Raw genomic sequence first — 26903 nt, 5'->3', positions numbered from 1 at the left:
CGATTCTTTCACTGAGTGAGCCCGCTTTCTACGAAGCGGGCTCACTTCTGCTAACTCATTGAATTAACAAGCTCTAAAAAAAACTCATAAAACCTAAACTAACGGTAATTCACTGTATTTCACGCCAAATCAAGCACAAGCTTGGCCTGTCTTTAAAGGTTGCTTGCTTTTGGCTGTGACTTCCAACAACGGCCATTTGGCTGACCGTATTCAATGGCATTCGTTGCTAACGAGCTCGAAGCGGTTGAGGTTTTAAAGGCCTTTATCTCCATTTAAATACTGTTATTTTCAAACGAAGAGACTGAAATCTTAATGAAATTTTCTCCTATTTATGCGGCGCTGCTAACCAGCTTAGCCAGCATTTCAGTAGCCCATGCTGCTCAACACTCTCAGAACATTGCTAACGAATATGGCGCGGACAATATTGACCCTCACCTGAAGTGTTTAGATTTCAACCCACATGGTGCCAGTCCATATTGTGTGGCTAATTTTAAACCGGAAGGGCTTACTCTAGAGCCAAATCAAAAGGTCTTACTCACCACGCCGGTATCGTTCCCGCAGGGTGAGTGGTACCAAGAGCAAGCCCCATCTAAGGTGGTGATTCATGGTTCTGATAATCACAATTCTACTTGTTCGAGCTTAGGCAACAACCAGTGGTCTTGTTTGCTTCCTGAGTCTGGTTACCACAGCACCGGTGTTCAGATAGAACTGTGGGTGGCCGATGGCGTGCGCAGAATGTGGGGCGGCGACCTTATCATGGACGATTTGATCCCTGATGCGCCTGAAATTGAAAACGCATCCGCGACATTTGCACCGGCAAAAGGTGAAAACCTGACCCGAGACGGCAAAATGTGGCTAGCGACCCAAACGCCAATCAATGTCACGTTAGACTTTGATTTAGTTAATGGCAGCACAAACAGTTTTGCTAACCAACCTATTCGAGTGCTGCTGGAAAAAACGGTCGGTACTGGCGAAGACAACACCACAACAGAGTGGGTAACGCTATCAGGCCAAAGCCAAAGCATCAACAGTGGTCACAACACCATCACGGGTCAGGTTATTCCTTCGCAAGGTTGGGATTCAGCGGCGTTCTACAGTGTATCGCTGGGTTATAAGCTGAACGACAATGACACACCGGTTTCTTTTGTTGATCCGCAAGGCCGCACCACAATGACAGGCCAAGGCGCTTACTTGAGTGCATCGCCAATGCGTATTGTCGATTCTAACAACCCAGACAGTACCTGTGTGTTGACACAAAACACCCCGGAGTCGTGTGACTTTATTGCCAACGGTAGCGGTGTAAAACTGACGGGTCTTAATGTATGGCAAGATGATGACAATCGACAAAGCATCCAAGCGGGCACCCAAACTAAAACGTTACAAGGTGGCCACGTAACAAACGACGTCGCGTTCGATCTTCAAACCACAGGCAAACAGACGTTTACTTGGAACAACGTTTCTACGGTTGTGACGTACAACACTGATGCCAGCCAAATTGTGCTTGCCGATGCAGATGCAACGAACGATGTGTTTTACGGCAACGCATACATTAATGGCGCGGTAACAAATATTACCAACAAAGGCAGCCGTAATGGCAGCCGAGAAATCCGTGATACGGGGATTCAATTGTCATTGGATACACTGGATCACAGTGCCATTTCAGGTTTGGAAAGTGTAACTTGGACAGCCGAATACCCGTTAGTTGAGCTTGTGAAGGTGTATGTACCTGAACTACCTAGCTTAGCTGAAGAAGCATTGAAACTGGTCGAGCAGACAATCAATAGCACTATTTTGGCGAATGCTTCTGAGTTCTCTGAAGAGGGCCAATTCTACCTTGATGTTGCGACACTCAATGATTCTATCGCAGATGCTGCTGCGAATTTAGGCGGCGAATACGCAAAATATCTTCCTCGCTTTGCTAACGTAGTATTACCACTGGATCTCGTCGCACATTACCGTGTACAAGGGGTTGGTAAGGTGAAGTCAAAACGCTTCAATATTGCTATCGGTGATCGAGGTAAGCGTATTCTCAATTTCTCTAGCGACGGAAGCGTTCAATGTCTGACAAATACGTATGGTCAATTTTCTTTCAAAGACTGTGATACTTCTATGCCAGTTGGCGAAGATACCGATGGAAACGTACTGTTTAAGTTTCTGCCTGCTGCATTAGGTACCATAAACCACCCAACGAATGTTTTTCAAATTCGCTCGATGGATCCTATTGCAGCCCCTGATGATTGCTTAACAGTGAGAGGTAACAAAGTTACTAGTGAACGATGCAGTGTCGATAGTGGTAAATCTCAGTTGTTTTCTTTCCAAGCGCAATCTGATCAACACCTAGAAGAATCCATCATTGCTTCGGGAAATACGTCTGAGATGACGATTACTTCGGTTGAAGATGGACGTATTTTTGACCGAAGTGGTGGCGGTGTTGATTGGACAGTTAAAGATGAGCTTATCATCTATCCAAAAAATGGTGACAAAGGCACACCAAATCAATACATGTTTGTTTCTCGTTTCGGTATTCAGAATGAAGCGAACCGACCACAAACTGTGCCAGTAGATTTAACCATGAGATGCCAAACGGGTGGTTCATTTTTTAATTACTGGAGCCGTATCCAGCTGACGGCGACCAACAACTCAGATTACGACGCGTATGTTCGTGTTAACTGGAATGAGCGTTGGGAACTGGTTCGCGCGGGCACAACCAGAATGGTCGATAACCGCTTAATGAATATGCCGGTCGCTTTCGACCAAGTGTATCGTTTCTTCCCAGAGTTTAACCCACACAATGCATTCTTCTCTTTGCCAGCGAATGAAACGAAGTGTGAAGCGGGAATGGGCCGACCAAATCTTGATTTCACTGAGACGAAGAAAGGTTACAACGCTTGGACAGTCGCTCCTGAATAATAGTTTGTAAGCATATGGAGCAAGGTGACAAACCTTGCTCCTTTTTTGATTTTTACGAATAACACTGATTCTCTATTTTTGAGTAAACCGATGAAAAATACATTATCAATCTCGATTGCAAGCGCCGTTCTAGCGTTAAGCAACCAAGCCATTGCAGCACCAAGCGTGGATATTGAAGGGGCGACACTACAAGGCCTAGCGCATTCGCCGGTGGGCTATTCATCACAAGTCGATGCGTTTATGGGCGTAAAATATGCTTCAGCAGAACGCTTTCAGGCCCCCAAGCTTAGTCACTTTGAAGCTGGCGTTCATTATGATGTGACTTCTGCAGGGGATATCTGCCCGCAAATACCTCACACAATGGAAGCGAACGGCGTAGTACAAGAAACACAAAGTGAAGACTGTTTAAATGCGAACGTTTGGCGCCCATCTGGGGTTGAGCTAGGTGAAAAGCTTCCCGTTTATGTGTTCATTCATGGCGGTGCATTTGAGCTAGGCTCTAGTACAGTTAAGCAGTTTGATGGCGCGAAGCTTGTTGCTAAAAATGCAGATGAGGGCAACCCCTTTATTCTAGTTAGCATGAATTACCGTTTGGGTATTCTTGGTAGCTACTACAGTGAACAACACTCTGGTAACTACGGTATCCAAGACCAGAAGGCGGCGTTGCAGTGGATTCATGCCAATATTGATAGTTTTGGTGGCGATGCCGACAACATTACTTTGTTTGGTGAAAGTGCAGGTGCGATGTCGATTGGCATCCAATTAATGGATGAGCAACAAAACTCTCACCTGTACCAACGTGCCATCATGGAAAGTAATCCATATGGCGTTAAGTACAAAGATGCCGAGTCAGCGAAATGGGTAGCGGGTATTGTTCAAGATAAGCTTGGAAAGGACAAAGACATTACTAGCGTGCCTTTTGAAGAGATCGTGGATGTTCAAGTTCAAATGAAAGCTGTAGCAACGCAGCTGAACAGCTTGACCAGTATTACCCCTAAAACGGCCGGTCTGTTATCTTGGGCACCTTATGTCGATGGAGAGATTATCCCGTATCAGCCGAGTGAACTAAAATCGGTAAATGGTGTTGATGTGACGCTGGGTTTCAACCAAGATGAGTCGAATATCTTTGTTGCGCCGTTTGATGCGCTTCTTGATTTACCAGGCAGTTATAATTCACTGATCGATCTGTTTTTCGGTGCAGATAAGGGTTCTATGCTACGTGAGATTCCAGAGTTCAAATTAAGCTTCTGGAATAGTACCGCAGCAAAGCGTAAAGCCAATGCCCGCAAACTAATGAATCAAGTGCTGTTTGCTTGTTCATCTCAACAGGTTGCGCAAAACTTGGCTGCAGGTGGTTCGAATGCGGCGCTATACCAGTTCAACTATCAACCTGACTTTAGCCTGTGGCCCGACTACTACGTACAGAGCTTTGCCAAAACGTGTAAGCCATCTGAGAGCTCATGTCATGGTGCAGAGCTTTCTTTTATTTTCGGTAATGAGGTGAATGCAGTATCTGGACCTGCTGAATTTTCTAATAAGGATAAGTCTGTTAAAGATGATCTTATGTCACAGTGGTTACAAACCTCGACATTCACACCATACGTTTTAGAAAAAGACAATGTGACGGTCTTTAACACTAACGGTGAGTTTGTTACGGAAAATGATTGGGACAACACGCTTAATGCCAGCTTATGTGAACAAGTAAACCAAGTGATGGCTTTGTAACCTTAATACACAAGCATAAACCAGAACCCTGACCACTATTATTCTAAATTATTTGTTAGTTAAATGGTTAGGTATCAATCAAAAAGCCACAGTTTATGTATAAAACTGTGGCTTTTTTATTTTCTTAGTAAATCAAATAAATTTCAGGTCAAATAGTAAACGTTTTTCCTCTATTTTTGCGTAGTGATATGGGGTAATTAAATCCTTTCTAGGATTCATTTCAATTCTGATTGGGCGACTGTGTTTATCAAGTTGCTTACTAGGTATAATTGATCTGTGATTACAATCGATGTGATTTTATGAATCTAGATGCTTTAATGAGGTTTTTCTATCAATGAATGTAGAATTTGATAGTGGGAAAAATAAAATAACTTATCGAGAAAAGGAATTACTGCTCAATAATAACGAGTTTAAATTAGCTATTCTTTTATTGGAAAAGCAAGGAGAAATGGTCGAAAAGTCGACCATATTAGATACAGTTTGGAAGAACAAGGTGGTGACTGAGGGGTCGATAAAACGAAGTATTTCGCTTTTGAGAAAGGCCTTTTATGATCTAGAGGCGAACGTTGAAATTACGGCATTCCGTGGTGTTGGTTACAGCATAAGCACTAAACTGAATGTGTTTATCGATAACGCACTGATAAGCCTGGACTCAGAAGAGCCAGAAATTGAAAAGAGCGAGCCCTTATATCAGGAGATTACAAGCAAGATATCAACCAAGGCAAAACCTATTTTAACGCTCTTTATTAGCTTAAATCTTGCTGTTGGTGGTTATTTTTTGTACCAGGATTATGCTTACTCAGGTTTATCCCAGATCTCACCATATATGAAAGATTCGTTTATATCATCAGATTACCATTTAAAGGTCTTGGAGAGTCGGGCTGGTAATAATATCAACCTGATCACTTTAAGGGATCATACTGCGCCTAAGCTATTATTGAACCTTATTAGTCAACTGAATACCGATATGACGCTATTTTATCAAGTTGAAGGTAAGAAGGTTTACTTCGCCTATGCGTTAGAAGATGTATCGCAAAACTCTTATGCCAATAACTATATAATCTCAGTTCACTCTCAAAATGAAAAAATTAAAAATATCCTTGAAAAATTTTAATAAGTATCACTTTTTCTTTCTGTTAAGTTTAGTTTTTATGCTTTTTTCTTTTATTAGGCATTATACGCATCAGAATCGTCACAACTTAAGCTTTGTCTACAACTATAAACAGTACGTTGAAAGAAAGAACGGGCTCAAACTCAAGACATTAAGCTCGACCAACTTTACTGATGAGCACTTTTCCATCATGTCTTACTCTTTTTCGAATAGCGGCGATGGGGTGTTATTTACTTCTGAAGCGCAAGTGGTCGAGAGACACAAAAATGTTTTCGAGTACTGTTTATATGATTCTGAGGTAGAGGACTTTACCGAACATAAAACCGACCCTCATTTTGAAGAGCTGTTTTTCACGGCATCTGACATCGTAATGAAAACGCGAACCCGAGATGTGAGTCGTAGTGCCGTGAATTACTTTAGCCAACACATCGTACTTATCAAAGGGGGAATATTTGAGTTCCCAACGTTGGTATCGCGTTCTCGCAGTCAACAATACGTGCCAATAACCTGATGAAACAATAGCTGCCCGTTAATGCCTGTAATCAAAGCACGAGTAAAACAGTAAATGTCCAAGATGTGCTGTTTCGTATCAACCACCTCACTTACCTCGTAATACGCGATTAAGCTCTGCTAACGACTATTCACCAATCCTACACCACCTTGTTGAGCTTTTTAGTGTCATACCTTAGTCTAAATTGTCGACAATCTTCTTGATTGTCGACAGTTTGATCGTGTATTTTATATTCATGTTATGAGATTGTTGACAATTAAGGTCGGCAATAAGAAGTGGGCAGCGTGAATATGAATACCGCGATCAAAGATCTTACCTTAAGTGCCAACACCAAAACGCGAGTTGGAGACAAAGAAAATACCAAGTCAGAAAGCCTGACGGAGTATTTGGTTGAAGCGATAGTCAACGGTGAGTTAGCTCCGGGTAGCAAGATCTCTGAACCAGAGTTAGCTAAACGCTTTGAGGTCAGTCGTGGTCCTTTGCGTGAAGCGATTATGCGTGTCGAAGGGCTCGGGCTCATCGAGCGAATTCCACATGTTGGCGCCCGAGTGATTACTTTTTCTGCTGACAAGTTACTTGAGCTTTACGCGGTTCGAGAGGCTCTAGAAGGCATGGCTGCAAGGCTAGCAGCAAGACACATTACACAAGATGAGCTTATCGGGCTTGAAGGATTATTGTCGACACATTCCCAACATATCGATGAAGTCGAGGGTTCTTCCTACTTTCATCAACACGGCGATTTCGACTTCCATTATCGAATCATTAAAGCCAGCCGTAACAGCAAACTCATTTCTTTATTGTGTGATGAGCTTTACCACTTACTGCGAATGTATCGCTATCAATCGCCACGAGCACAGTCTCGGCCAAAAGAGGCGCTTGATGAACATAAATATATCCTACAAGCAATTCGTAACCGTGATGAAGAGCTAGCAGAAATGCTGATGCGACGACATATCTCTGGTAGCCGACTGCTTATCGAGCAACAAATTCAATCCAAAGATATGGATTAAAAAACTGACAAATAAACATTTAACAGGGAGCGTCATTATGAAGTTATCAGCAGGAGCGAAGTTCCGCCAAGCTGTGCAAGACAATGATCCACTGCAGATCGTCGGTACGGTGAATCCGTATTGCGCAATGATGGCAAAGAACTTGGGTCATCAGGCTATCTACTTGTCTGGTGGAGGTATCGCCAATGCGTCTTACGGTTTACCTGATCTGGGTATTACCACATTGAACGATGTGTTGGTGGATGTGGAACGCATTACCAACGCGTGTGATTTACCTTTGCTGGTGGATATCGATACGGGATTTGGTGGAGCGTTCAATATCGCACGAACTATTCGAGCGATGGAAAAAGCGGGCGCTGCTGCTATTCATATGGAAGATCAAGTGGCACAGAAACGCTGTGGTCATCGACCAAACAAAGCGATTGTTAGCCAACAGGAAATGGTCGATCGAGTAAAAGCGGCAACCGATGCAAGAACTGATGAGAGCTTTGTGATCATGGCTCGAACCGATGCTCTGGCGGTTGAAGGGATAGATAGTGCAATTGAACGTGCGATTGCGTGTGTCGAAGCGGGTGCGGACATGATTTTTCCCGAAGCGATGAATCAGCTCGACCAATACGTGAAGTTCTCGGCGGCGCTGAAATCGGCAACAGGTAAGCATGTGCCAATCTTGGCTAACATTACCGAGTTTGGACAAACCCCACTCTACAACTGCAAGGAACTGGCGCAATCTCATGTCGACATGGTGCTTTATCCACTCAGTGCATTCCGCGCGATGAACAAAGCGGCAGAGAATGTTTACAAACACTTGTTAGTTGAAGGCAATCAAGAAGCGCTGTTGGATTCAATGCAAACCCGTAAAGAGCTTTACGAACACCTCAATTACCACGACTACGAGAACAAGCTGGATCAATTGTTTTCGAGTGAAGAATAAAACCAGTTTCAAATATTAAAACATCAACTTAATCCAATAACGTGAATGGTTAGTCAGCCACATCGGGTCCGTGAAATCTAGTGAGATAGTCGCGGTCACTGAATATAAATAGTCAGCACCAAAGAGTGCAGGGCGGCTAACCCAGAGAAGGAGTTCATCATGTCTGTATCTTTGAGTGATAAAGCAACTGTCGATAATTTTTCAGCGGTAAACCAACAAGCAAGTGCAGCACCAGCGATTGGTGGTGCTGGCCTACGAGGACAAAGCGCGGGCTCGACGGCGCTATGTACGGTTGGCAAATCAGGAACGGGTTTAACTTACCGTGGCTATGACATAACCGACCTTGCGAATCATGCTCAATTTGAAGAAGTAGCACACCTACTATTAAGAGGTCATTTACCCAGCGAAAAAGAGTTAGATGACTACAAAACATTGTTGATTGGTTTACGTGGCTTGCCTCAACCGTTGAAAGACGCTTTAGAGCTTATTCCTGCTGACGCTCACCCTATGGATGTAATGAGAACAGGCTGCTCAATGTTGGGTAACTTAGAGCAAGAATCTGACTTTTCGGAGCAACTATCAGCAACAGAGCGTATGCTTGCGCTTTTCCCTGCCATTATCTGCTATTGGTATCGCTTCAGTCATGATGGAGTGCGTATTGATACACAGGACCAAAGCGAAGCATGCTTGGGTGGTTACTTCTTGAAGATGCTAACGGACAAAGCGCCGAGTGAACTGCATAAGAAGGTGATGCACTGTTCGCTAACGCTTTATGCAGAGCATGAGTTTAATGCCTCTACTTTTGCGGCTCGGGTTTGTGCATCAACACTGTCGGATATCCATTCGTGTGTGACAGCAGCAATTGGTACACTAAGAGGCCCTCTCCATGGTGGTGCGAATGAAGCGGCAATGGAAATGATCCAAGATTGGAAAACCGCCGATGAAGCTGAAGCGAACATCATGAAGATGCTTGCTAATAAAGACAAAATCATGGGCTTCGGTCACGCCATTTATCGCGAGAGCGACCCACGTAACGCGCTAATTAAACTTTGGTCAAAAGAGCTAGCGCAAGAAGTTGGCGACGAGCAGCTTTATGCTGTATCTGAGCGCGTTGAAGCGGTTATGAAGCGTGAGAAAGGCTTGTTCTGTAATGCTGACTTCTTCCATGCTTCTGCCTATCACTTCATGGATATCCCTACCAAACTGTTTACGCCTATCTTTGTGATGAGTCGCCTTACCGGTTGGACGGCACATATATTCGAGCAAAGAGAGAATAACCGCATCATTCGTCCAAGTGCAGACTACACCGGGCCAGAGCATCAAGACTGGTTACCTATTCATTTACGTTAATCCTTCTGTCTCAAGGCGGCTCATATATCGAGTCGTCCTTGAGAACCAATGAATAGAATTTTAGATAATGGTGGATGTATGTCTGATGTGAAAATTGAGAAAACCCCGAGCCTTGATCAAAATATAGGCGTTGAAAATAGCCAATACAGAAAGGCTCTACCGGGAACTGGCTTGGAATATTTCGACGCCCGTGAAGCGGTAGACGCGATATCTCCGGGCAGCTATAAAACCTTGCCTTACACGTCCCGAGTGTTGGCGGAGCAATTGGTAAGACGCTGCGATCCTGAAACCCTAGAAGACAGCTTAAAACAGATCATAGAACGTAAGAGCGACTTAGACTTTCCTTGGTATCCAGCGCGTGTCGTGTGTCATGACATTCTGGGTCAGACCGCTTTGGTTGATTTAGCGGGCTTACGAGATGCGATTGCTGACCAAGGTGGGGATCCAGCCAAAGTAAATCCAGTGGTCGAAACTCAACTGATTGTGGATCACTCTTTAGCTGTAGAACATGCAGGGTTTGACAGCGAAGCGTTTGATAAAAACCGCGCAATTGAAGAGCGTCGCAACGAAGACCGATTTCATTTCATTGAATGGTGTAAAACGGCGTTTAAAAACGTCAGTGTGATTCCTGCAGGTAATGGAATTATGCACCAGATTAACTTGGAGAAAATGTCTCCGGTTATTCAATCTAAACAAGGTATTGCGTTCCCAGATACCTGTGTTGGTACCGATAGTCACACTCCTCACGTTGATGCGCTGGGCGTTATTGCGATTGGTGTCGGTGGTTTGGAAGCCGAGACGGTAATGCTTGGTCGCCCTTCGATGATGCGTTTGCCAGATATCGTGGGCGTAAAACTGACTGGTCAGCGACAAGAAGGCATTACCGCAACCGATATTGTGCTCGCAATTACCGAGTTTCTTCGCAATGAAAGGGTGGTTTCAAGCTACTTAGAATTCTTCGGTGAAGGTGCTCGTGCACTGACCATTGGTGATCGTGCGACTATCTCAAACATGACGCCTGAATACGGTGCGACGGCAGGCATGTTCTACATTGATGAGCAGACCATTCAATACCTTAAATTGACAGGTCGTGATCCTGAACAGGTTGAGTTAGTCGAACTTTACGCAAAGCAAACCGGACTGTGGGCGGATGACCTCGATTCGGCTCAATATGAGCGTGTACTGGAGTTTGATTTATCGAAAGTTGAGCGAAACCTCGCAGGACCTTCGAACCCACATCGCCGTTTACCAACCAGTGAGCTTGCTCAGCAAGGTATCAGCCAAGCTTCTTGGAAAGCGCAACACGCGGAGCAATATAGCGACGAGCAAATGCCAGATGGCGCGGTAATTATCGCCGCGATTACCTCTTGCACTAATACCAGTAACCCAAGAAACGTGGTAGCAGCAGGACTAGTGGCAAAAAAAGCCAATCAACTTGGTCTGGTTCGTAAGCCTTGGGTGAAAACGTCATTTGCTCCAGGATCTAAGGTTGCCAAGCTCTATTTAGAGTCAGCAGGTTTACTTCCAGAACTGGAACAGTTGGGGTTTGGCATTGTCGGTTATGCGTGTACGACTTGTAACGGTATGAGTGGAGCGTTGGATCCTCAAATTCAACAAGAGATCATTGAGCGCGATCTCTATTCCACTGCGGTGTTATCGGGCAATCGAAATTTTGATGGTCGAATCCATCCTTATGCAAAACAAGCCTTTCTAGCCTCACCGCCATTGGTGGTTGCTTATGCCTTAGCGGGTACGATTCGCTTTGATATCGAGAAAGACAGCTTAGGCACTGACAACAATGGTAAACCAATCTATTTAAGTGACTTGTGGCCGAGTGATGCGGAGATCGATGCGGTTGTGGGGGAGCATGTTAAGCCTCAGCAATTCCAACAAATCTACGTGAAAATGTTCCAGCCGGATGGGGAACAGGTAACGACTGAACCGCTTTATGACTGGCGACCTCAAAGTACCTATATTCGTAGACCGCCTTATTGGGAAGGGGCTCTCGCAGGTGAACGAAGCCTATCTGGCATGAGGCCTTTAGCCATTTTAGGTGACAACATCACTACGGATCACCTATCGCCATCAAATGCGATTCTTGCATCAAGTGCGGCAGGTGAGTATCTCGCAAAAATGGACGTTCCAGAAGAAGACTTTAACTCTTACGCGACACATCGTGGCGATCATTTAACCGCGCAACGAGCAACATTCGCCAACCCAAAACTGTTTAACGAAATGGTGAAGGACGCTGGAGAAGTCGTGCAAGGTTCATTAGCCCGAGTTGAGCCCGAAGGGCAGGTTACCCGAATGTGGGAAGCGATAGAAACCTACATGAACCGTAAACAACCTTTGATTGTTGTGGCTGGCGCAGACTATGGACAAGGTTCATCACGCGACTGGGCGGCTAAAGGCGTCCGATTAGCGGGTGTTGAAGTGATTGTTGCTGAAGGTTTTGAGCGAATCCACAGAACCAATTTAGTGGGTATGGGCGTTTTGCCTTTGCAATTCAAAGCGGGAGTCAATCGCAACACCTTAGAGTTGGATGGGACCGAACTGTACGACGTGTATGGCGACATCCAGGCGGGTTCTGATTTGGCTTTAGTGATCACACGTAAAAGCGGAGAAAAACTTGATGTGCCAGTGACCTGTAGATTGGATACGGCAGACGAAGTAAGTGTGTATAGCGCTGGTGGCGTATTACAACGCTTTGCCAAAGACTTTCTCGCGCAATAGGAGCCTGTGGATGAACATTAAACAGATAAAAGTCCCAGCAACTTATATGCGTGGAGGAACCAGCAAAGGTGTTTTCTTCTACTTGAATGACTTACCCGAAGCAGCGCAAGTTGCGGGGCCTGCGAGAGACGAGTTTCTTCTACGTGTGATTGGCAGCCCAGATCCTTATGGTAAGCAAACTGATGGTATGGGAGGCGCGACCTCCAGTACCAGTAAAACCGTCATCGTGTCGAAGAGTGATAAAACCGATCACGATGTTGACTACCTCTTTGGTCAAGTAGCAATAGACAAGCCATTTGTCGATTGGAGCGGTAACTGCGGTAATTTGTCTGCGGCGATTGGTCCATTCGCCATTCATACTGGATTAGTTGATTCAAGCCGTATTCCTGAAAACGGTGTGGTCGAAGTGCGAGTATGGCAAGTTAATATCGAGAAAACCATTATTGTTCATGTGCCTATCGTGGACGGTGAAGTTCAAGAGTTGGGGGATTTTGAACTTGATGGTGTCACTTTCCCCGCCGCAGAAATTCAGGTCGATTTTCTAGATCCAGCTGACGCGAGTGGGTCGATGTTTCCGACAGGGAATGTTGTCGATTTTTTAGATGTTCCGGAGTTAGGTTGCATTAAAGCGACTTATATTAATGCAGGAATTCCAACGATTTTTGTTGATGCTGAATCGGTCGGATATCTAGGAACAGAGCTTCAATCCGATATCAACAGCGATCCAAAAGCCTTGGCACTGTTCGAGTCTATACGAGCACATGGTGCAGTTGCGATGGGACTTATTGATTCGCTAGAACAAGCTGAATCGCGCCAGCACACGCCAAAGGTCGCCTTTGTTGCCAAGCCTCAAGCGTATCAAGCTTCAAGTGGCAAGTCAGTTGCTGTGGATGATACTGACCTGCTGGTACGTGCTCTGTCTATGGGGCAGTTGCATCACGCCATGATGGGCACAGCCGCGGTTGCGATTGCTTCAGCTGCGAGTGTTCCGGGCACGCTAGTGAATTTAGCGGCGGGAGGAGGCTCTCGTGACTTTGTGACTTTTGGGCACCCATCAGGAACATTGAAGGTAGGTGCTAAAGCGCTAGAGACAGAAAGTGGATGGAAAATTGAGAGGGCGATTATGAGTCGTAGTGCCCGAGTGATCATGGAAGGTGCCATTCGTGTGCCTTTTCCCAAGTAAAGCGATTGTTGTGTTCGGTTAAATGTTCCGAATACAACGCTGAGAAAAGAGCGCAATCAAGTGCTACTGCCAAAGGGCAGGCGCTTGGAAAATGGATGAATCATGGAGGTGGCACTATGTCTGCTACAAATCGAATGAATAGAGAAACGGATTACATCACCGAGTATCAATGGGCGAAGGAAGATCCCAATTCGTTCTGGGAAACGCAAGCACAAGCAATAGATTGGTTTGAAACACCAAAAACGATATTACAAGCTGACGATAATGGTATTGAACGCTGGTTTCCGGATGGGGTGATGAATACTTGTTGGCTGGCTTTGGATTATCATTGTGAAAATGGCCGAGGTGACAATACCGCGCTGATTTACGACTCTCCGGTTACCGGATCTCAATCCTCGTACACTTACAATCAATTGCGTAACCAAGTGGCTAAAGTCGCTGGGATGTTAGCCACGCAAGGCGTTACCAAAGGTGATCGTGTGGTGATCTACATGCCAATGATTCCTGAAGCGGCAATGGCAATGTTGGCTTGCGCTCGACTAGGAGCGGTTCACTCGGTTGTGTTTGGCGGATTTGCTCCTCATGAGCTTGCCGTTCGAATTGAGGATGCCGAGCCAAAGGTGTTGATTACTGCATCTTGTGGTGTTGAGATTAACAAGGTGCTGCCATATAAACCGATGGTCGATCGCGCAATCATGGACAGCCGCTGGAAGCCTGAAAAAGTGGTGGTATTCCAAAGAGAGCAGTCACTAGCCGAATTGAACAACGAACGCGATGTACTTTGGCAACAAGCCGTTGAGGATGCCTTGCCAAATGTGTGTGTGCCTGTTCTAGCAACAGACCCACTATATATCCTGTATACCTCTGGCACGACAGGCAAACCAAAAGGGGTTGTACGTGATAATGGTGGTCATGCGGTTGCGTTGAAATACTCGATGAGCACTATCTACGATATGCCGCAAGATGGTGTGTTTTGGGCAGCTTCTGATGTCGGTTGGGTCGTTGGGCATTCCTATATTGTGTATGCGCCATTGATTCATGGTTGTACGACCATTTTGTTTGAAGGCAAGCCAGTACGAACGCCAGATCCCGGCGCATTTTGGCGCGTGTGTGAAGAATACAAAGTCGATGTATTGTTTTCTGCGCCAACCGCATTTCGAGCGATAAAGAAAGAAGATCCCGCAGGTGAGTTACTTAGCAAGTATGACTTATCATCACTCAAGTCGATTTTCATGGCAGGAGAGCGTTTAGACCCACCAACGTTGGACTGGGTTGAATCTCAGACGAATAAACCAGTTATCGACCATTGGTGGCAAACTGAGACTGGTTGGGCTATCTCAGCTAATCCTACAGGACTTGAGTCTTTGCCTGTGAAGGCGGGTTCTTCAACTAAACCTGTGCCGGGTTATCAAGTGGAGATCCTCAATGAGTTGGGTGAGCCTGCACAAGCTAACCAACAAGGTTTCGTGGCATTAAAACGACCACTTCCACCTGGTTGCTTACCGACGGTATGGCGCAACCACGATAGGTTTGAATCGGGTTATTTAAGCCAATTCCCAGGGTACTACGTCTCGGGAGATGGCGGTTACCTTGATGAAGATGGTTACCTATTTATTATGGGCCGAATTGATGATGTGATAAATGTCGCGGGGCACCGTTTGTCTACTGGTGAAATGGAAGAAATTGTTGGTGGCCACCCTGCCATTGCTGAATGTGCTGTGGTTGGTATTTACGATGAACTAAAAGGTCAGCTTCCTCTCGGATTAGTTGTTCTTAAAGATGGAGTGAAAGTGGATGGAGAAGACCTTCAAGCTGAGTTAGTGGGTAAGGTTCGAAATGAGATTGGTGCTGTCGCCTGCTTCAAGCAAGCCTTAGTAGTCGAGAGATTGCCTAAGACGCGTTCTGGTAAAATCTTACGAAGAACCATACGTCAAATTGCAGAAGGTGAACAATACGTAGTACCTTCGACGATTGATGACCCAACAAGTTTAACTGAGATCGCACAAAAGCTCGGAAAATAGGGCGAGGTTTATTTGATACAGGTTAATAGGCGATCCGATGGGATCGCCTTTTTTGTGTCTGGGGAGAGAACCCTGGCTCACAAAGCACTTAGTATTTCGTTATGCATAAATTGGGTTATACATAGCAGGCCATTATGTTTCATCTAAACTTGCGTTTATTTATCTTGTTCGTTCGTCTGCTTAATATAGCGTCAATCCAAACGAAGAACGAAGCGAGACTCCTATGACATTCACTAAACCTTTTCTTTTAGCGACACTGATTGTGACTCTTTCTGGCTGTGCATCACCGGCAATGGATAACGAAAATGAGAATGCTGCACGAAATCGTGGTGCGGTAGGCGGTGCGTTACTAGGAGCGACAGCGGGTGCACTTACTGGAGATGCAAGCTTGGCCGTTAAAGGTGCTGCGTTGGGTGGTGTTACTGGTGGTGTCGCGGGTTCAATGAAGGATACGGATGATGCGAGAAATGCTCAGCGAACTCAAGTGACTGCTGATGGCTTGTCGCAAGATAACCGCACTGATGCGGAGAAACGAGTCGCTGAAGTCGAAGCGGAAATTAAGTTGATTGAATTGGAACAGCAGCTTGCTGAGCTTAAGGAAGGCAAAGAGGAGAAAAAAGGCGACGGCGCATAACGCTCGACTCTTGCGCAATAGGTTTAACAACCATCCCATCTCAACGCGAATGACCACGACAACGTGGTCATTTTTGTATCTAAAATACACGGTTCAAACAACGAATTAATTCAATCACTTGTATAGCTAGTGATGGCAAGTAAACTAGACTCTGTTTAGATAATTAATTGGGCTGAGAACCGTACTCATAATGAACGTTACACTAAGAGCTGCAAAGCACACCGATCTAGAGCAACTTAATGAGTTGATGTTTGATCTTCACCATCACCATCATATTGCTTGTCCTGAGCACTTTAAGACGGCTGAAGAGATCGAGCAGGAGAAGAGTATTGTAAGATACTTGGATGACCCTGAATGCTTGGTGTATGTAGCATTAAAAGGTGAGCTGATTGTGGGCTTCATTTCAGGGCATTTCTGCGAGCTGATCTCTACTGTGAGTAAGCCGGTTCAGATGGGGAGTGTCGATGAGCTTTTTGTTTTACCGGAATACCGAAAAGCGGATGTTGCACTGGCGTTGTTTAAGCGTATCGAATCCACTTTCGAAGACTATGGTGTAACGCAAGTGTTCGTCGAGGTTTGGGACTTTAACTCTCCTGCCAAGGACTTCTATCAAAAAATGGGGTTCACACCTCACATTCAATGGATGAGAAAGGCTTTGCACAAAACATAGACAGCGATTCTTTGCGTGTTTCATTACAATAGTTCAACTGCGATAGCAGTCTCCATTTCTTCTATTATTTGTAGGTAAATTCGTTGGCTATTCGATATCTATTGATTTTTATTATTTCTCTGTTGAGTACTACTCCCGCTTTGGCAAACAACACCTTGCCTGATCATATTGCGGGCGCCTTGTGTGTAGTACGTGCTGACAATCAAATTGTGTTAGTTGATGAGCTGATCACGGGGCAATTGTCTCTCCCAGGAGGCACCGTAGTCGCCGGTGAATCACCTGCTATCGCAGCGCAGCGCGAAACCTGGGAAGAAGCGGGGCTATCCGTAACGGTTGGTGATGTACTTGGTTACACTGACAGCGCTGTTATTTATGATTGTATCTCAGATTCTGAGGTGATCAGTTATCAAGCTCGAAACGAAATAGGTGGCTTTGAGCTACCTATTTGGTTTGCTCCGCATTATGGCGTCGAAGTGAGCAGGGCGATGTTGCTTCCTCCTACTGCGCTACCAGCAAATCAATACCGCTACCCAGAACAGTGGTCTGAGATTAATGAGCTGTTTCTTTCGGCGACAAACCAACCTGTGACTTACGTAACGGAGCTGGTGGGTGCAGCGCCAAAAGTTCATCAAGTTGAACTAGGTTGGATTGTCTCGCTGCAAAACATGTTCGATAACCTACCTAGTATCTTTTCTAATACGGTTCTATTGACCGATCTACTCGCAAAACCGTGGGCTTTCATTGTGATTTTGCCATTAATCGCTTGGCATTTTGGTCGCAACTTTGCGTTGAAGTTCGGTTTCACCTTGATATCAGTGACACTGCTGACTTTGATAGCGCACCAAGGGTTTGGTTTCCCACGTCCACACGCTTATCTCCCAACATTGAAATTAGTGATGAGCAGTGGTTATAGTTTTCCAAGTTTGTTGGCAGCGCTTTGGGTGAGTTTAACTTTGTTGGTGCTGTGGAAACTAAAACGTCTTTTTGAGCAGAAGTCGATACTGATTGTACTTGCCGGGCTACTTTGGATTATGCTGTTTAAAGCTTATACGGGCAGTGCATTTTTCAGTGATGTGTTGATGGGCGGTTTGTTAGGCGCCTTAACGACTTGGCATATAGTGAGACTTGATAGTAAACCCGATGTTGATATTAGTGTGCTATTAAGCTCCAAAGGCGTGTGGTGGGGCTTATGCCTTCTATCAATCGTACTTACAGTTATCTGGCCACTGCCAACGTTCTCATTCTGGGTCGCTATTTTAATGACCATTGCTTGCCTGGTGACGCTAACGGACTCTAAACCTTTAATCGGTCAATTCTCGTTTAAGGTTGTGCTAGGCGTGATGGCGATGTTGCTTGCGGGAAATCTGCTGATTAGCTGGGCTGGTAGCTTTGTTTCTTTTAGTGGCATCGCTTCATTTATTGTTGAGACATTACGCTTCCCAATTTTGATTTTGTTTGGTGTTGTGGCATTTCGTTTGCCTTGGGCAAGAAAATAGTCGAACGATACTTGTTAACTACGAAAAGGCTGTGCATTGCACAGCCTTTTTAATGTCTACGATACCAGTCGAATGATTACGAGTTAAAGATAAACTTTTCAATCGCAACGGCTACGCCATGATTGTCGTTGCTTGCTGTGATGTGATCTGCCAGTTTCTTGGTTTCTTTCATCGCGTTGTCCATTGCAATGCCCAGACCCGCGTATTCAAGCATATGGTGGTCATTTTCAGCGTCGCCCATACAGATTACTTCTTCGGCTGTAATGCCTAAGTGTTTGGCAATGGCTTCAATACCAACACCTTTGTTCGAGTTCGGATTTAGGAACTCTAAGAAAAAAGGTGCGCTCTGAACAATAGTAAACTGATTCTTAAGCTGTTGTGGCAATTTACTGATGATGTCTGTCAGTTTCGTTGGCTCAGCAACAATCATGGTTTTAATGATTTCGTGGTCGTCTTCCAACTGAGAAAAATCGAATTCGGTAATATCTAAGCCGTTAATGCGCGCCTCAATGCCGGTGTATTCGTTGTTCTCTGGTGTAATTAAACCATGAACTTTGCTGAACGCATGGACATAGCCACCAAGCTGTTCGGCAAGTGCAGCGATTTCTTTTGCTGCTTTACCATTACTGATCTCGCTATGAATGATCTCTTTTGTTGATACATTCTGAACCATAGAGCCATTGTAGAAGAGTACAAAGTCATCCTCGCCGTTAATTGAAAGCTCATCGAGTTTGCTTTGCATGCCTTCTAAAGGGCGGCCAGAAGCCAGAACGACTTTCACACCCGCAGCGCGAGCTTTAGCAATTGCATCTTTGTTCTCTTGAGAAATCACTTTGTCACTGTTGAGAAGTGTACCGTCCATATCAAGAGCAATCAGTTTGTACATGTTGTTCCTTACTAAAAATTAAAAGCTAACGAAATCTAATGGGCGAAAGGATAAGGGAACTTGAAACTTCAGGCTAGGGCTTTGATCAACTGATTTATCAGTACTCATTTGTTTGACCAAGAGGGGTAAGTGCTTTAAGGTCTGCGGTTGATTAATTTCATCAAATGATTGAGCTGAGGGAAAGTTGTACAAGATTAACGAAATGTTTGAAACCATCCAGGGTGAGGGCGTGTTTACCGGCGTTCCTGCTGTTTTTGTTCGTCTGCAAATTTGCCCTGTAGGCTGTTCTTGGTGTGATACCAAACAGACATGGGAAGCTTTGCCACAAGACGAGACTAGCCTTGGTGATATCATGGTTAAGACAGAGGATTCACCGACTTGGTCTTCTATTGATGCTCAAGGAATCGTCAATGAATATATCAAGCAAGGTTACACGGCTAAACACATTGTGATTACAGGTGGTGAGCCATGTATTTATGATCTTGTCCCTCTTACTGAAGCATTTGAGAAACACGGCTGTCGCTGCCAAATTGAGACTAGCGGTACATCCGAAGTCAAAGCGACACCTGACACCTGGGTTACGGTGTCACCTAAAGTGGCAATGAAAGCGAAGCTGGAAATCTTAGACAGCGCTCTACAGCGTGCTAACGAGATTAAGCACCCAGTAGGAACAAGTAAGGACATCGAGCAACTTGATGGTTTACTGGAACGAGCAGAAGTATCTGACGATACTGTGATTGCTCTACAACCAATTAGCCAAAAAGATCGTGCGACGAAGCTTTGTATTGATACCTGCATTGAGCGCAATTGGCGCTTATCAATTCAAACTCATAAGTACTTGAGCATCGCATAGTTTGTGACTTTGTAGAGTGCTTACCCGTTGTAGAAAGCTCGTCAATTTTAGGTAGGAATGGAAATGAAAAAAGCAGTTGTAGTATTTAGTGGTGGTCAAGACTCAACCACGTGTCTAGTTCAAGCATTAAAAGAGTATGATGAAGTTCATGCGATTACGTTTGACTATGGTCAGCGTCATAAACTCGAGATTGAAGTCGCTGAATCACTAGCTAAAGAGTTAGGCGTGAAAGCGCACAAAGTGATGGATGTGACTCTATTAAATGAGCTAGCTATCAGCTCTTTAACTCGTGACGATATTCCTGTTTCTCATGAACTGCAAGAGAACGGTTTGCCAAACTCGTTTGTCCCAGGTCGTAACATTCTGTTCTTAACGCTTGCTGGTATCTACGCATATCAAATTGGCGCTGAAACGGTGATTACCGGTGTGTGTGAAACAGACTTCTCTGGCTACCCTGATTGTCGTAATGACTTTGTAAAAGCGATGAACTCTGCGTTAGTACAAGGTATGGATAAGCAGCTGGACATCAAAACGCCACTAATGTGGCTAAACAAGGCTGAAACTTGGGCCTTAGCCGATCAATACTCAGCACTTGAGCTAGTGCGCAATAAAACTCTGACTTGTTACAACGGCATCATCGGTGATGGTTGTGGCGATTGTCCAGCGTGTGAATTACGTAAAGTCGGCCTCAATGATTACCTCGGTGACCGCGAAAGCATCATGGCTGAGTTGGTTCGAAAACAGGCTGAGAATAAATAACTTCTGGTAAATCAATAGGCTCGTTATAGGCATCGATGATGCAGTTTCGGCCGTTGCTCTTTGCTTGATACAACGCTTGATCAAGAACTGAATACAAGTCATCAAAGTCACTTAATGCGTTTGAGGTTGCTAAGTAAGCAAAACTCGCGGTTACATTAAGTGGCTTTTTACTTTCTGATAAGAAGACCGTGCTTGATATGGCGTAGTGCAACTCTTCAACACGCTCTCGTACTTCAGCAGGTTTTGTGTCGGTCAGCATGATCACAAACTCCTCACCACCTAAACGACCAAACAATTCACCATTCATTAAGTGTTTTCTTATTTGCTGGCTAACATGAACGAGTGCTCTGTCGCCAGTAGGGTGACCATGTTGGTCATTTATCTTTTTAAACTTATCTAGGTCAAGCAAAACAAGAACGTGTTGCTTGTCCTTGCCTTGACAGCGTTTTACTCGCTTAATTCTTCGTATTATTTCGGTGCGACCGTACGCCTTTGTCATTACGTCAATGGCTGCTTTTGCACGAACGGTTCTGTTTACCAATACTGTAAAGCTCGCTGCACATAACAATAGGATCACGGTGATGTTGTACATCCACCTTTGATGTTCCATCTTTTCAATTTGAATGCGGTCGAGTTTCGTCTGATGTGCCAGAAAGGAGTTTTCCAACTCTTGTTCATATTTAGCGTGAGTTAGGTCTAGTGCTTCAAAGGCTAACCGGTTATCAATATCTCGTGCTTCCATCTGTATGGACGAGTAACGTTGGTAAAAGTAAAACGCTTGCTGGTAATCGCCCAGTGATTGATGAATATCAGAAAGCTGAAGAAGGGATTCTGCGATGTACTTATGCCTTGTAACTTGTTCGGCTAGCGCTAGAGCTTGTTGGGCATAATTGAGTGCTTCTTTCATTAACTTCCGATCTTCGAACATATTGCTGATTGCTAAGTAAGCGTTGATTCGAATGACATTATTGTTGAGCTCGCTGGAAGCAGAAAGAGCGTCGACTAAATAGCTTCTTGCTAGATCATAGTCATTGGTTTGTGTGTACGCTTTACCCAAACCAAGATTGGTTAGAGCGATGCCGTAGTTATGATATGAGGTACTCAGTAGTACTTTAGCTTGCTTAAAATGGGTAATCGCTAAATCATTTTCCCCTTGATTCAGATATAGGTCAGCTAAGCTGTGGTGTACTTGAGCTTTCATTAAATCTGAAGCATCAGCTCTGAGTGCTAGCGCTTCTGTCAAGTACTGCGCCGATTTATCGTATTGCTTTAGTTCTTTGAGCAAATTACCCACATCATTGTAGATTCCAGAAATATCATGCCCTTGTGGAAATACGTTAATCAATGCTAGATAGGTGTTTAGCGCTGCTTGATAGTCACTACGGAAATGGTGATTGTTGGCGATGACTCGATAAGTCCCAAATTTTGGCAATACAGGGTCGGCGATGTTATGCAAATCGGATTGAAGAGCTGAGCAGTAATAGTTTGCTTGATGGTACTTCGCTTGCTCGTTCAGGGATCGGCATAGTTGGTATTTCAGTAGCGCTCTTCCGGTTAAATCGCTGCGCGATTGCATCTTCGCTAACAGGGTCAAAAAGCCTTGCTGTGCCTCTTCATATTGACCTTTGCCGTCTTTCATCAGCGCAGAAAGAAACGCATTTTCAATTGCCTGGTATTCGCTGTCATTGGAAGCTATGCCATAGAAGGGTTGATCGCGATGACTCATGTATTGATAGAGGAGAGATGATAGGTAAAGCTTATCACCGTAAACAGTCGAGCTCGTATAGCGTGTTTGCAGCATGTTTAACGCACGTTCAGGAGAGTGCTTCAAAGTCGATAGGTAAAGTGCATTCCAATCAGCGTTTGGAGTGTTTATGTCAGATGCGCTTGGCAAAGTGATAGGTGAGTCTAAAGAGAGACTTGGACTGACTGGTTGGCTGTGTGTAACAAAACTAACCCAAAAGATAAAGCTAAGAAAAAGAGAACGTGTCACAAGAAGCTATCAAGTAGATAAAGAACGATATTCTATGATTAGTTTGATCTTGCTTCAATTTTTGAGGGGTGTTTGTGGCAGGGATTGCGAACGGGATCTCTAATTTATTTAGTTTTATCAGAGAGATATCGGCCGTACAATTTGCACGGCCGATACTTGAAATTAGATGTATAATTTCGCTAGGTCAGAAGGCTCAAGCTCTTTGCCTTCTAGAGATTCGTTCCAGTTAACACCGACTAGTACGCCATCTTCAGCAAGAGTTAGTAGCCAATCTTCGACAAAGATGTCTAGTGGAATTTCTAGTACTTCAAAGTCAGCCCACTCTTCAACGTTGTGAGTTTGAGCATCTTCTTTTGAAGACCAGAAAGGCATCACTTCGCTGTTTTCGAATTCACTTGAGTCACATGCTAGCCAACCTTCTTCGTTGCGAAGGCCCCATACCAGTTTAGTTTCTTGTGTTTCAGAAACGAAAAGTTCTAGATTTGCTTGAGTATCAGCTGTTAGTTTGCTCATGGATTAATTCTCTATGTTGATAACGTGGCAAGATTAACATTATAGACGGCTTAGGTATATGCTATTTAAGGAATTATAACCATACTGAAACGTGAACTTAAGATAACGTTTCAGTATGGTTAAAGTAGGGAGGGTTACTTCTTAATCTTAGTGAAAATATGCCATTCTTCTTTGATATTGCCTTTAAACCCGGCAACGGAAGCAACGACTTTGCGGTGAAGGGCATGGTTGATTTCAGTGTCATTGCTACTGAACTCAGCATCACCATGACCAACGATATTGACTCTAGAAGGTTGGATACCGTTACTGATAAGTGCGCGTCTAACGTTGGCAGCACGTTCTTTTGACAGCATTAGGTTGTGCTCGGCATTGCCTACCTTACTGGCGTAACCTTGCAGTTCAATGGTCGTGCTTTCGTAACGTTTCAAAAAGGCAGCCATTTGGCGTATCTGATTGAGGAAAGCAGGGTTAATTTCTGTAGAGTTATTGGCGAAGAGTATATGGAGCTCTTTCTTCTCCGATGACTCGAAATATGAACCACAACCGTCGTTATCTATTTCTGCACCAATCTGCGTATCGGCACACAAATCACGCGCATTGATTACGCCGTCGTTGTCGTCATCTTGTAGATCGTAAATTTGAGTGACAGGCGGAAGCGCACGATACTCAAATTCATCTTCATTGTTGTCAGCTAAAGCATGGGTAGATACAACCATGAAGCAAAGCGATAAAACTGTGTTTGTTAGCTTCATTAATATTCCACCTTTTCATTCCATTCTTCAGGGATCTCAACTCGTAAGCCAGTAAGTAGATTACCAGTTGCGTTCATAACGCGATATTTTGCGTATTGCTCGTCATACTTGGCATCTAAATAGCCTTTACGAGCTTCAAACAATTCATTCTCTGTATTGAGCAAGTCGAGTAGGGTTCGTTTACCGATGCGGTATTGTTTCTCATATGAAATAACCGTATCTGATGCCGAGTCTACGTGGTCAGATAGGAATTCTTTTTGCTGGACCGTCAAATCTAGAGCACTCCAGGAAAGGCGTAAACTCTCTTCAACATTGCGGTACGTGCTCTCACGAAGATCCTTGGCTTTGTTCAGTTGGTACGCGGCACTTTCAGCGCGGTCTTGATCTGAACCACCATTATAAAGATTGTATCTTAAGCGAACCATCGCGGAGAATTCATCACTACTCCCTTCTGTACCTCCGGCATCATCACGCCAGGTTTGCGCTGCTTCAAAAGACACTGTTGGGTAGTTGGTGCTTTTCGACTGCTTATACTGAAACTTTGCTGAATCAACGTCGGCTTGAGCTATCTTGATCACAGGGTGTTGATTGAAGGCTTTTGCTAGGGCGCCATCAACAGTGTATGGAATAGCACCAGCATCGGCGCGAGGAAAGGTTAGACCTAGCGGAGATTGTCCGACAAGTCGCTTAAATTGAGTGTGAGTGTCAAACAAGTTATTTTGAGCTGCGAGTAAGTTACCATGTGCTTTAGCAATACGAGCTTCTACTTGAGACATATCTGCTGTCGAGCCAATTCCTGACTCCACGCGCTTACGAATATCACTGTATATCTCTTTGTGTGTCGCTAGGTTACTTTCAGAGAGAGAAAGAACTTCATAGGCCTTAACTGCATCAAGGTAGACTTTCGTTACTTCTAATGCGATGTCTTGCGCGTTAGACAGTAATTGATAGCGAACAGACTCAGCGTCTGCTGCAGTACGGTCGATATCATTTGATGTGTTTGAGCCATCCCATATCAATTGGGTTAACGTAATTGTCGCTTCTTTGCGAGTGAGGTCAGTTGTATCGGCGTTCGTGGCAAGGTCCGTGTGCTCATAACCAATACCTCCATCTAAATCGATACTTGGTCGGTAGGCTCCCCCTGATGCATCATTCAAGTAACGTTTACTAATATACTCGTTGTAAGCACTTTTGATTTCAGGGTTACTTTCTAAAGTAAATGCTACAGCCTGCTCTAAGGTTTGTGCGCCAGCCGGCAAACTCAGCGCTATCGCTAATCCTAATGTTGTTGCTTGAATGCAATTCAATTTCCATCTCCCCAAATGGACTGACACCGAAATATGAGCTTTACTTGGTAAAGACACAAAATTTAGGTGAACCGCCAAAAAAATAACGTTCGCTCTAGAAGCTGCCGTAAATGGTTGTAAATTTGTTAACCGATCATCGTGCGTTTTATTTTGATTTTGAGCACTGAAATCTTTTATTTGTATTCGAATTATCTTTCGCTGACACAATAACTTATATTGATGTTTTAGGCACCTGAATTGTTACTTGTTGTGAGCATTGTCATTACCTTGCATCTAAGGTTGTTAAATAATGGAATCATAACTATGAATGATGTGTTTTTAGATGTTATATTCTAACTAATATTATAAAAAGATGTCACTATTTTGACGTTGATGACAAAAGATGGGTTTTAGGGGTTAATATGGACATGACGACTTTGAATTTGGCTGGCGCACTAGCACTGGGCCAGCGCATTGTTATTTCAACAGATGGCACGATTAAAGTCCTAGAAGAAGGCGAGCCACTTCAGGCGGGAGATGTCATCTTAGAATCTCTTAATGAATCAAATAGCCCTGAAGTTTCCGCGAAGCGATTCTCACCAGAAGATGGTGAGATTGAACTCGACCAAGATATTGCTGATATATTCGCAGCCTTAGAAGAAGGTCAAGACCCTACAGAATTAGGCGAAGAGTTCGCAACCGCTGCTGGTCAAAATGGTTCTAGCTTAGGTACTAGTGGTACAATTGAGCGAGATGGCGAAGAAACGATCCCTGGTACTGATTTCGTCACTACAGGTTTCGAAGCGTTGGGTATGTCTCGTACACAAAGCTTGAGCCTGCTTGATGCTTATCGTTTTATCTCAGAATCTTCAACCCAATCAAATACAGCCCCTTTATTTGCAGATTCAAACAATGTAGCCATGGGTGACACGATATCTTTATCGACTGATGAAGATACCCCAGTCAGCGGTACATTGAGTGCTTTTGATGGCGATAATGACACTCTTTCTTTTGCTATTTCTAAACCGCCGGCAAACGGAACCGTCACTTTAAACAGTGATGGTAGTTGGACATACACCCCAAATAATGATTTCAATGGTGACGATAGTTTCTCGGTCGTTGTATCCGATGGCCAAGGTGGTACTGATACGATCACTGTGAATGTTGGCGTTAACCCTGTCAACGATACCCCACTCATTACAGATGCAAATGGCAACCCACTTGGCGACAATATAGCCGTAACTACTGATGAAGACACACCAGTCAACGGTAGCATTTCAGCATCTGACACTGATGGTGATTCATTAAACTTCTCTAAAGGCACTGAACCATCCAACGGCACCGTTGTTGTAGATGAAGACGGCAACTGGACCTACACGCCAAACGAAAATTACAACGGCAATGATAGCTTCACTGTTGTTGTTAGCGATGGAAATGGCGGAACAGACACTATTACTGTTGATGTTGGTGTGACTCCAGTGAATGATGCGCCGGAGCTGACAGGCGATCTGTCGGCGGAAGTGGATGAGGCAGGCAGCTACACCATCACGGCGGCGGACCTGGGCTACACGGA

The 26903-nt window shown here is 44.5% G+C and carries 21 protein-coding genes; 16 read left to right on the top strand and 5 right to left on the bottom strand.

All coding sequences use genetic code 11. The annotated features are described in order from the left end of the window. The first annotated feature begins 312 nt into the window (after positions 1–312). The 13 genes from F0251_RS21210 to F0251_RS21150 all read left to right on the top strand — a co-directional run bounded on the left by F0251_RS21210 (position 313) and on the right by F0251_RS21150 (position 18288). A complete protein-coding gene (locus F0251_RS21210; RefSeq protein ID WP_105057205.1) occupies positions 313–2910 on the top strand; it encodes a hypothetical protein in 2598 nt (865 codons plus the stop codon). Between the two features lie 90 nt (positions 2911–3000). Further along, a complete protein-coding gene (locus F0251_RS21205) occupies positions 3001–4635 on the top strand; it encodes a carboxylesterase family protein (RefSeq protein ID WP_171731748.1) in 1635 nt (544 codons plus the stop codon). Positions 4636–4969: 334 nt separating this feature from the next. Beyond that, positions 4970–5749 carry a winged helix-turn-helix domain-containing protein gene (locus F0251_RS21200; protein ID WP_171731747.1) on the top strand — a complete coding sequence of 260 codons (780 nt, stop codon included), beginning with the start codon at positions 4970–4972 and terminating at the stop codon, positions 5747–5749. Positions 5750–5936: 187 nt separating this feature from the next. Then, entirely contained in the window at positions 5937–6257 is a 321-nt protein-coding gene (locus tag F0251_RS21195; protein WP_239936268.1) for a hypothetical protein, read from the top strand. Between the two features lie 290 nt (positions 6258–6547). Beyond that, complete coding sequence (locus F0251_RS21190) at positions 6548–7267, top strand: GntR family transcriptional regulator (RefSeq protein ID WP_105057204.1); 720 nt, start codon at positions 6548–6550, stop codon at positions 7265–7267. Between the two features lie 37 nt (positions 7268–7304). Continuing rightward, positions 7305–8201: a methylisocitrate lyase gene (gene prpB / locus F0251_RS21185; protein WP_061033476.1), complete on the top strand. Its 897-nt coding sequence runs from the start codon at positions 7305–7307 to the stop codon at positions 8199–8201. 159 nt (positions 8202–8360) lie between these two features. Continuing rightward, the gene (gene prpC / locus F0251_RS21180; RefSeq protein WP_171731746.1) at positions 8361–9551 is read left to right on the top strand and encodes a 2-methylcitrate synthase; all 1191 of its coding nucleotides are present in this window, start codon (positions 8361–8363) and stop codon (positions 9549–9551) included. A 78-nt stretch (positions 9552–9629) separates the two neighbouring features. Then, the gene (gene acnD, locus F0251_RS21175) at positions 9630–12284 is read left to right on the top strand and encodes a Fe/S-dependent 2-methylisocitrate dehydratase AcnD (protein ID WP_061033474.1); all 2655 of its coding nucleotides are present in this window, start codon (positions 9630–9632) and stop codon (positions 12282–12284) included. A gap of 10 nt (positions 12285–12294) precedes the next feature. After that, entirely contained in the window at positions 12295–13467 is a 1173-nt protein-coding gene (gene prpF, locus F0251_RS21170; RefSeq protein ID WP_171731745.1) for a 2-methylaconitate cis-trans isomerase PrpF, read from the top strand. A gap of 116 nt (positions 13468–13583) precedes the next feature. Beyond that, positions 13584–15488: a propionyl-CoA synthetase gene (locus F0251_RS21165; RefSeq protein WP_171731744.1), complete on the top strand. Its 1905-nt coding sequence runs from the start codon at positions 13584–13586 to the stop codon at positions 15486–15488. 223 nt (positions 15489–15711) lie between these two features. After that, complete coding sequence (locus F0251_RS21160; RefSeq protein ID WP_105057199.1) at positions 15712–16122, top strand: glycine zipper domain-containing protein; 411 nt, start codon at positions 15712–15714, stop codon at positions 16120–16122. Between the two features lie 190 nt (positions 16123–16312). Further along, positions 16313–16792: a GNAT family N-acetyltransferase gene (locus F0251_RS21155; protein ID WP_171731743.1), complete on the top strand. Its 480-nt coding sequence runs from the start codon at positions 16313–16315 to the stop codon at positions 16790–16792. Between the two features lie 83 nt (positions 16793–16875). Next, on the top strand, positions 16876–18288 hold the full coding sequence (locus F0251_RS21150; protein WP_171731742.1) for a phosphatase PAP2 family protein: 1413 nt from the start codon (positions 16876–16878) through the stop codon (positions 18286–18288). Between the two features lie 76 nt (positions 18289–18364). Here F0251_RS21150 and F0251_RS21145 read toward each other — a convergent pair whose 3' ends face one another. Next, positions 18365–19174, bottom strand: coding sequence for a Cof-type HAD-IIB family hydrolase (locus tag F0251_RS21145; protein ID WP_171731741.1), 810 nt, complete (start codon positions 19172–19174; stop codon positions 18365–18367). 184 nt (positions 19175–19358) lie between these two features. Between F0251_RS21145 and queE the strand changes: the two genes are divergently transcribed. Beyond that, entirely contained in the window at positions 19359–20027 is a 669-nt protein-coding gene (queE, locus tag F0251_RS21140) for a 7-carboxy-7-deazaguanine synthase QueE (protein WP_308507424.1), read from the top strand. Positions 20028–20090: 63 nt separating this feature from the next. Beyond that, positions 20091–20786: a 7-cyano-7-deazaguanine synthase QueC gene (gene queC, locus F0251_RS21135; RefSeq protein WP_061033467.1), complete on the top strand. Its 696-nt coding sequence runs from the start codon at positions 20091–20093 to the stop codon at positions 20784–20786. Here queC and F0251_RS21130 read toward each other — a convergent pair. From F0251_RS21130 to F0251_RS21115, 4 genes are all read right to left on the bottom strand, one after another. Next, on the bottom strand, positions 20746–22779 hold the full coding sequence (locus F0251_RS21130; protein ID WP_105057194.1) for a diguanylate cyclase: 2034 nt from the start codon (positions 22777–22779) through the stop codon (positions 20746–20748). The two genes, queC and F0251_RS21130, sit on opposite strands and share 41 nt — an antisense overlap. A 162-nt stretch (positions 22780–22941) precedes the next feature. Next, positions 22942–23292, bottom strand: a complete 351-nt coding sequence (locus tag F0251_RS21125; protein ID WP_004738289.1) for a DUF2750 domain-containing protein — start codon at positions 23290–23292, stop codon at positions 22942–22944. A gap of 134 nt (positions 23293–23426) precedes the next feature. After that, complete coding sequence (locus F0251_RS21120; protein ID WP_008224671.1) at positions 23427–24044, bottom strand: OmpA family protein; 618 nt, start codon at positions 24042–24044, stop codon at positions 23427–23429. Then, a complete protein-coding gene (locus tag F0251_RS21115; RefSeq protein ID WP_061033501.1) occupies positions 24044–25309 on the bottom strand; it encodes a TolC family outer membrane protein in 1266 nt (421 codons plus the stop codon). The genes F0251_RS21120 and F0251_RS21115 overlap by 1 nt, the downstream gene beginning before the upstream one ends. Positions 25310–25752: 443 nt before the next feature. On the opposite strand from F0251_RS21115, the gene F0251_RS21110 reads away from it, so the two are divergent. Then, the coding region (locus F0251_RS21110) for a tandem-95 repeat protein (protein WP_171731740.1) at positions 25753–26903 on the top strand (1151 nt) is incomplete at its 3' end.

It is taken from the genome of Vibrio sp. 070316B, assembly GCF_013114115.1.
GTDB classification, from domain to species: domain Bacteria; phylum Pseudomonadota; class Gammaproteobacteria; order Enterobacterales; family Vibrionaceae; genus Vibrio; species Vibrio chagasii_B.
This window is presented reverse-complemented; position numbering and strand designations above follow the sequence as displayed.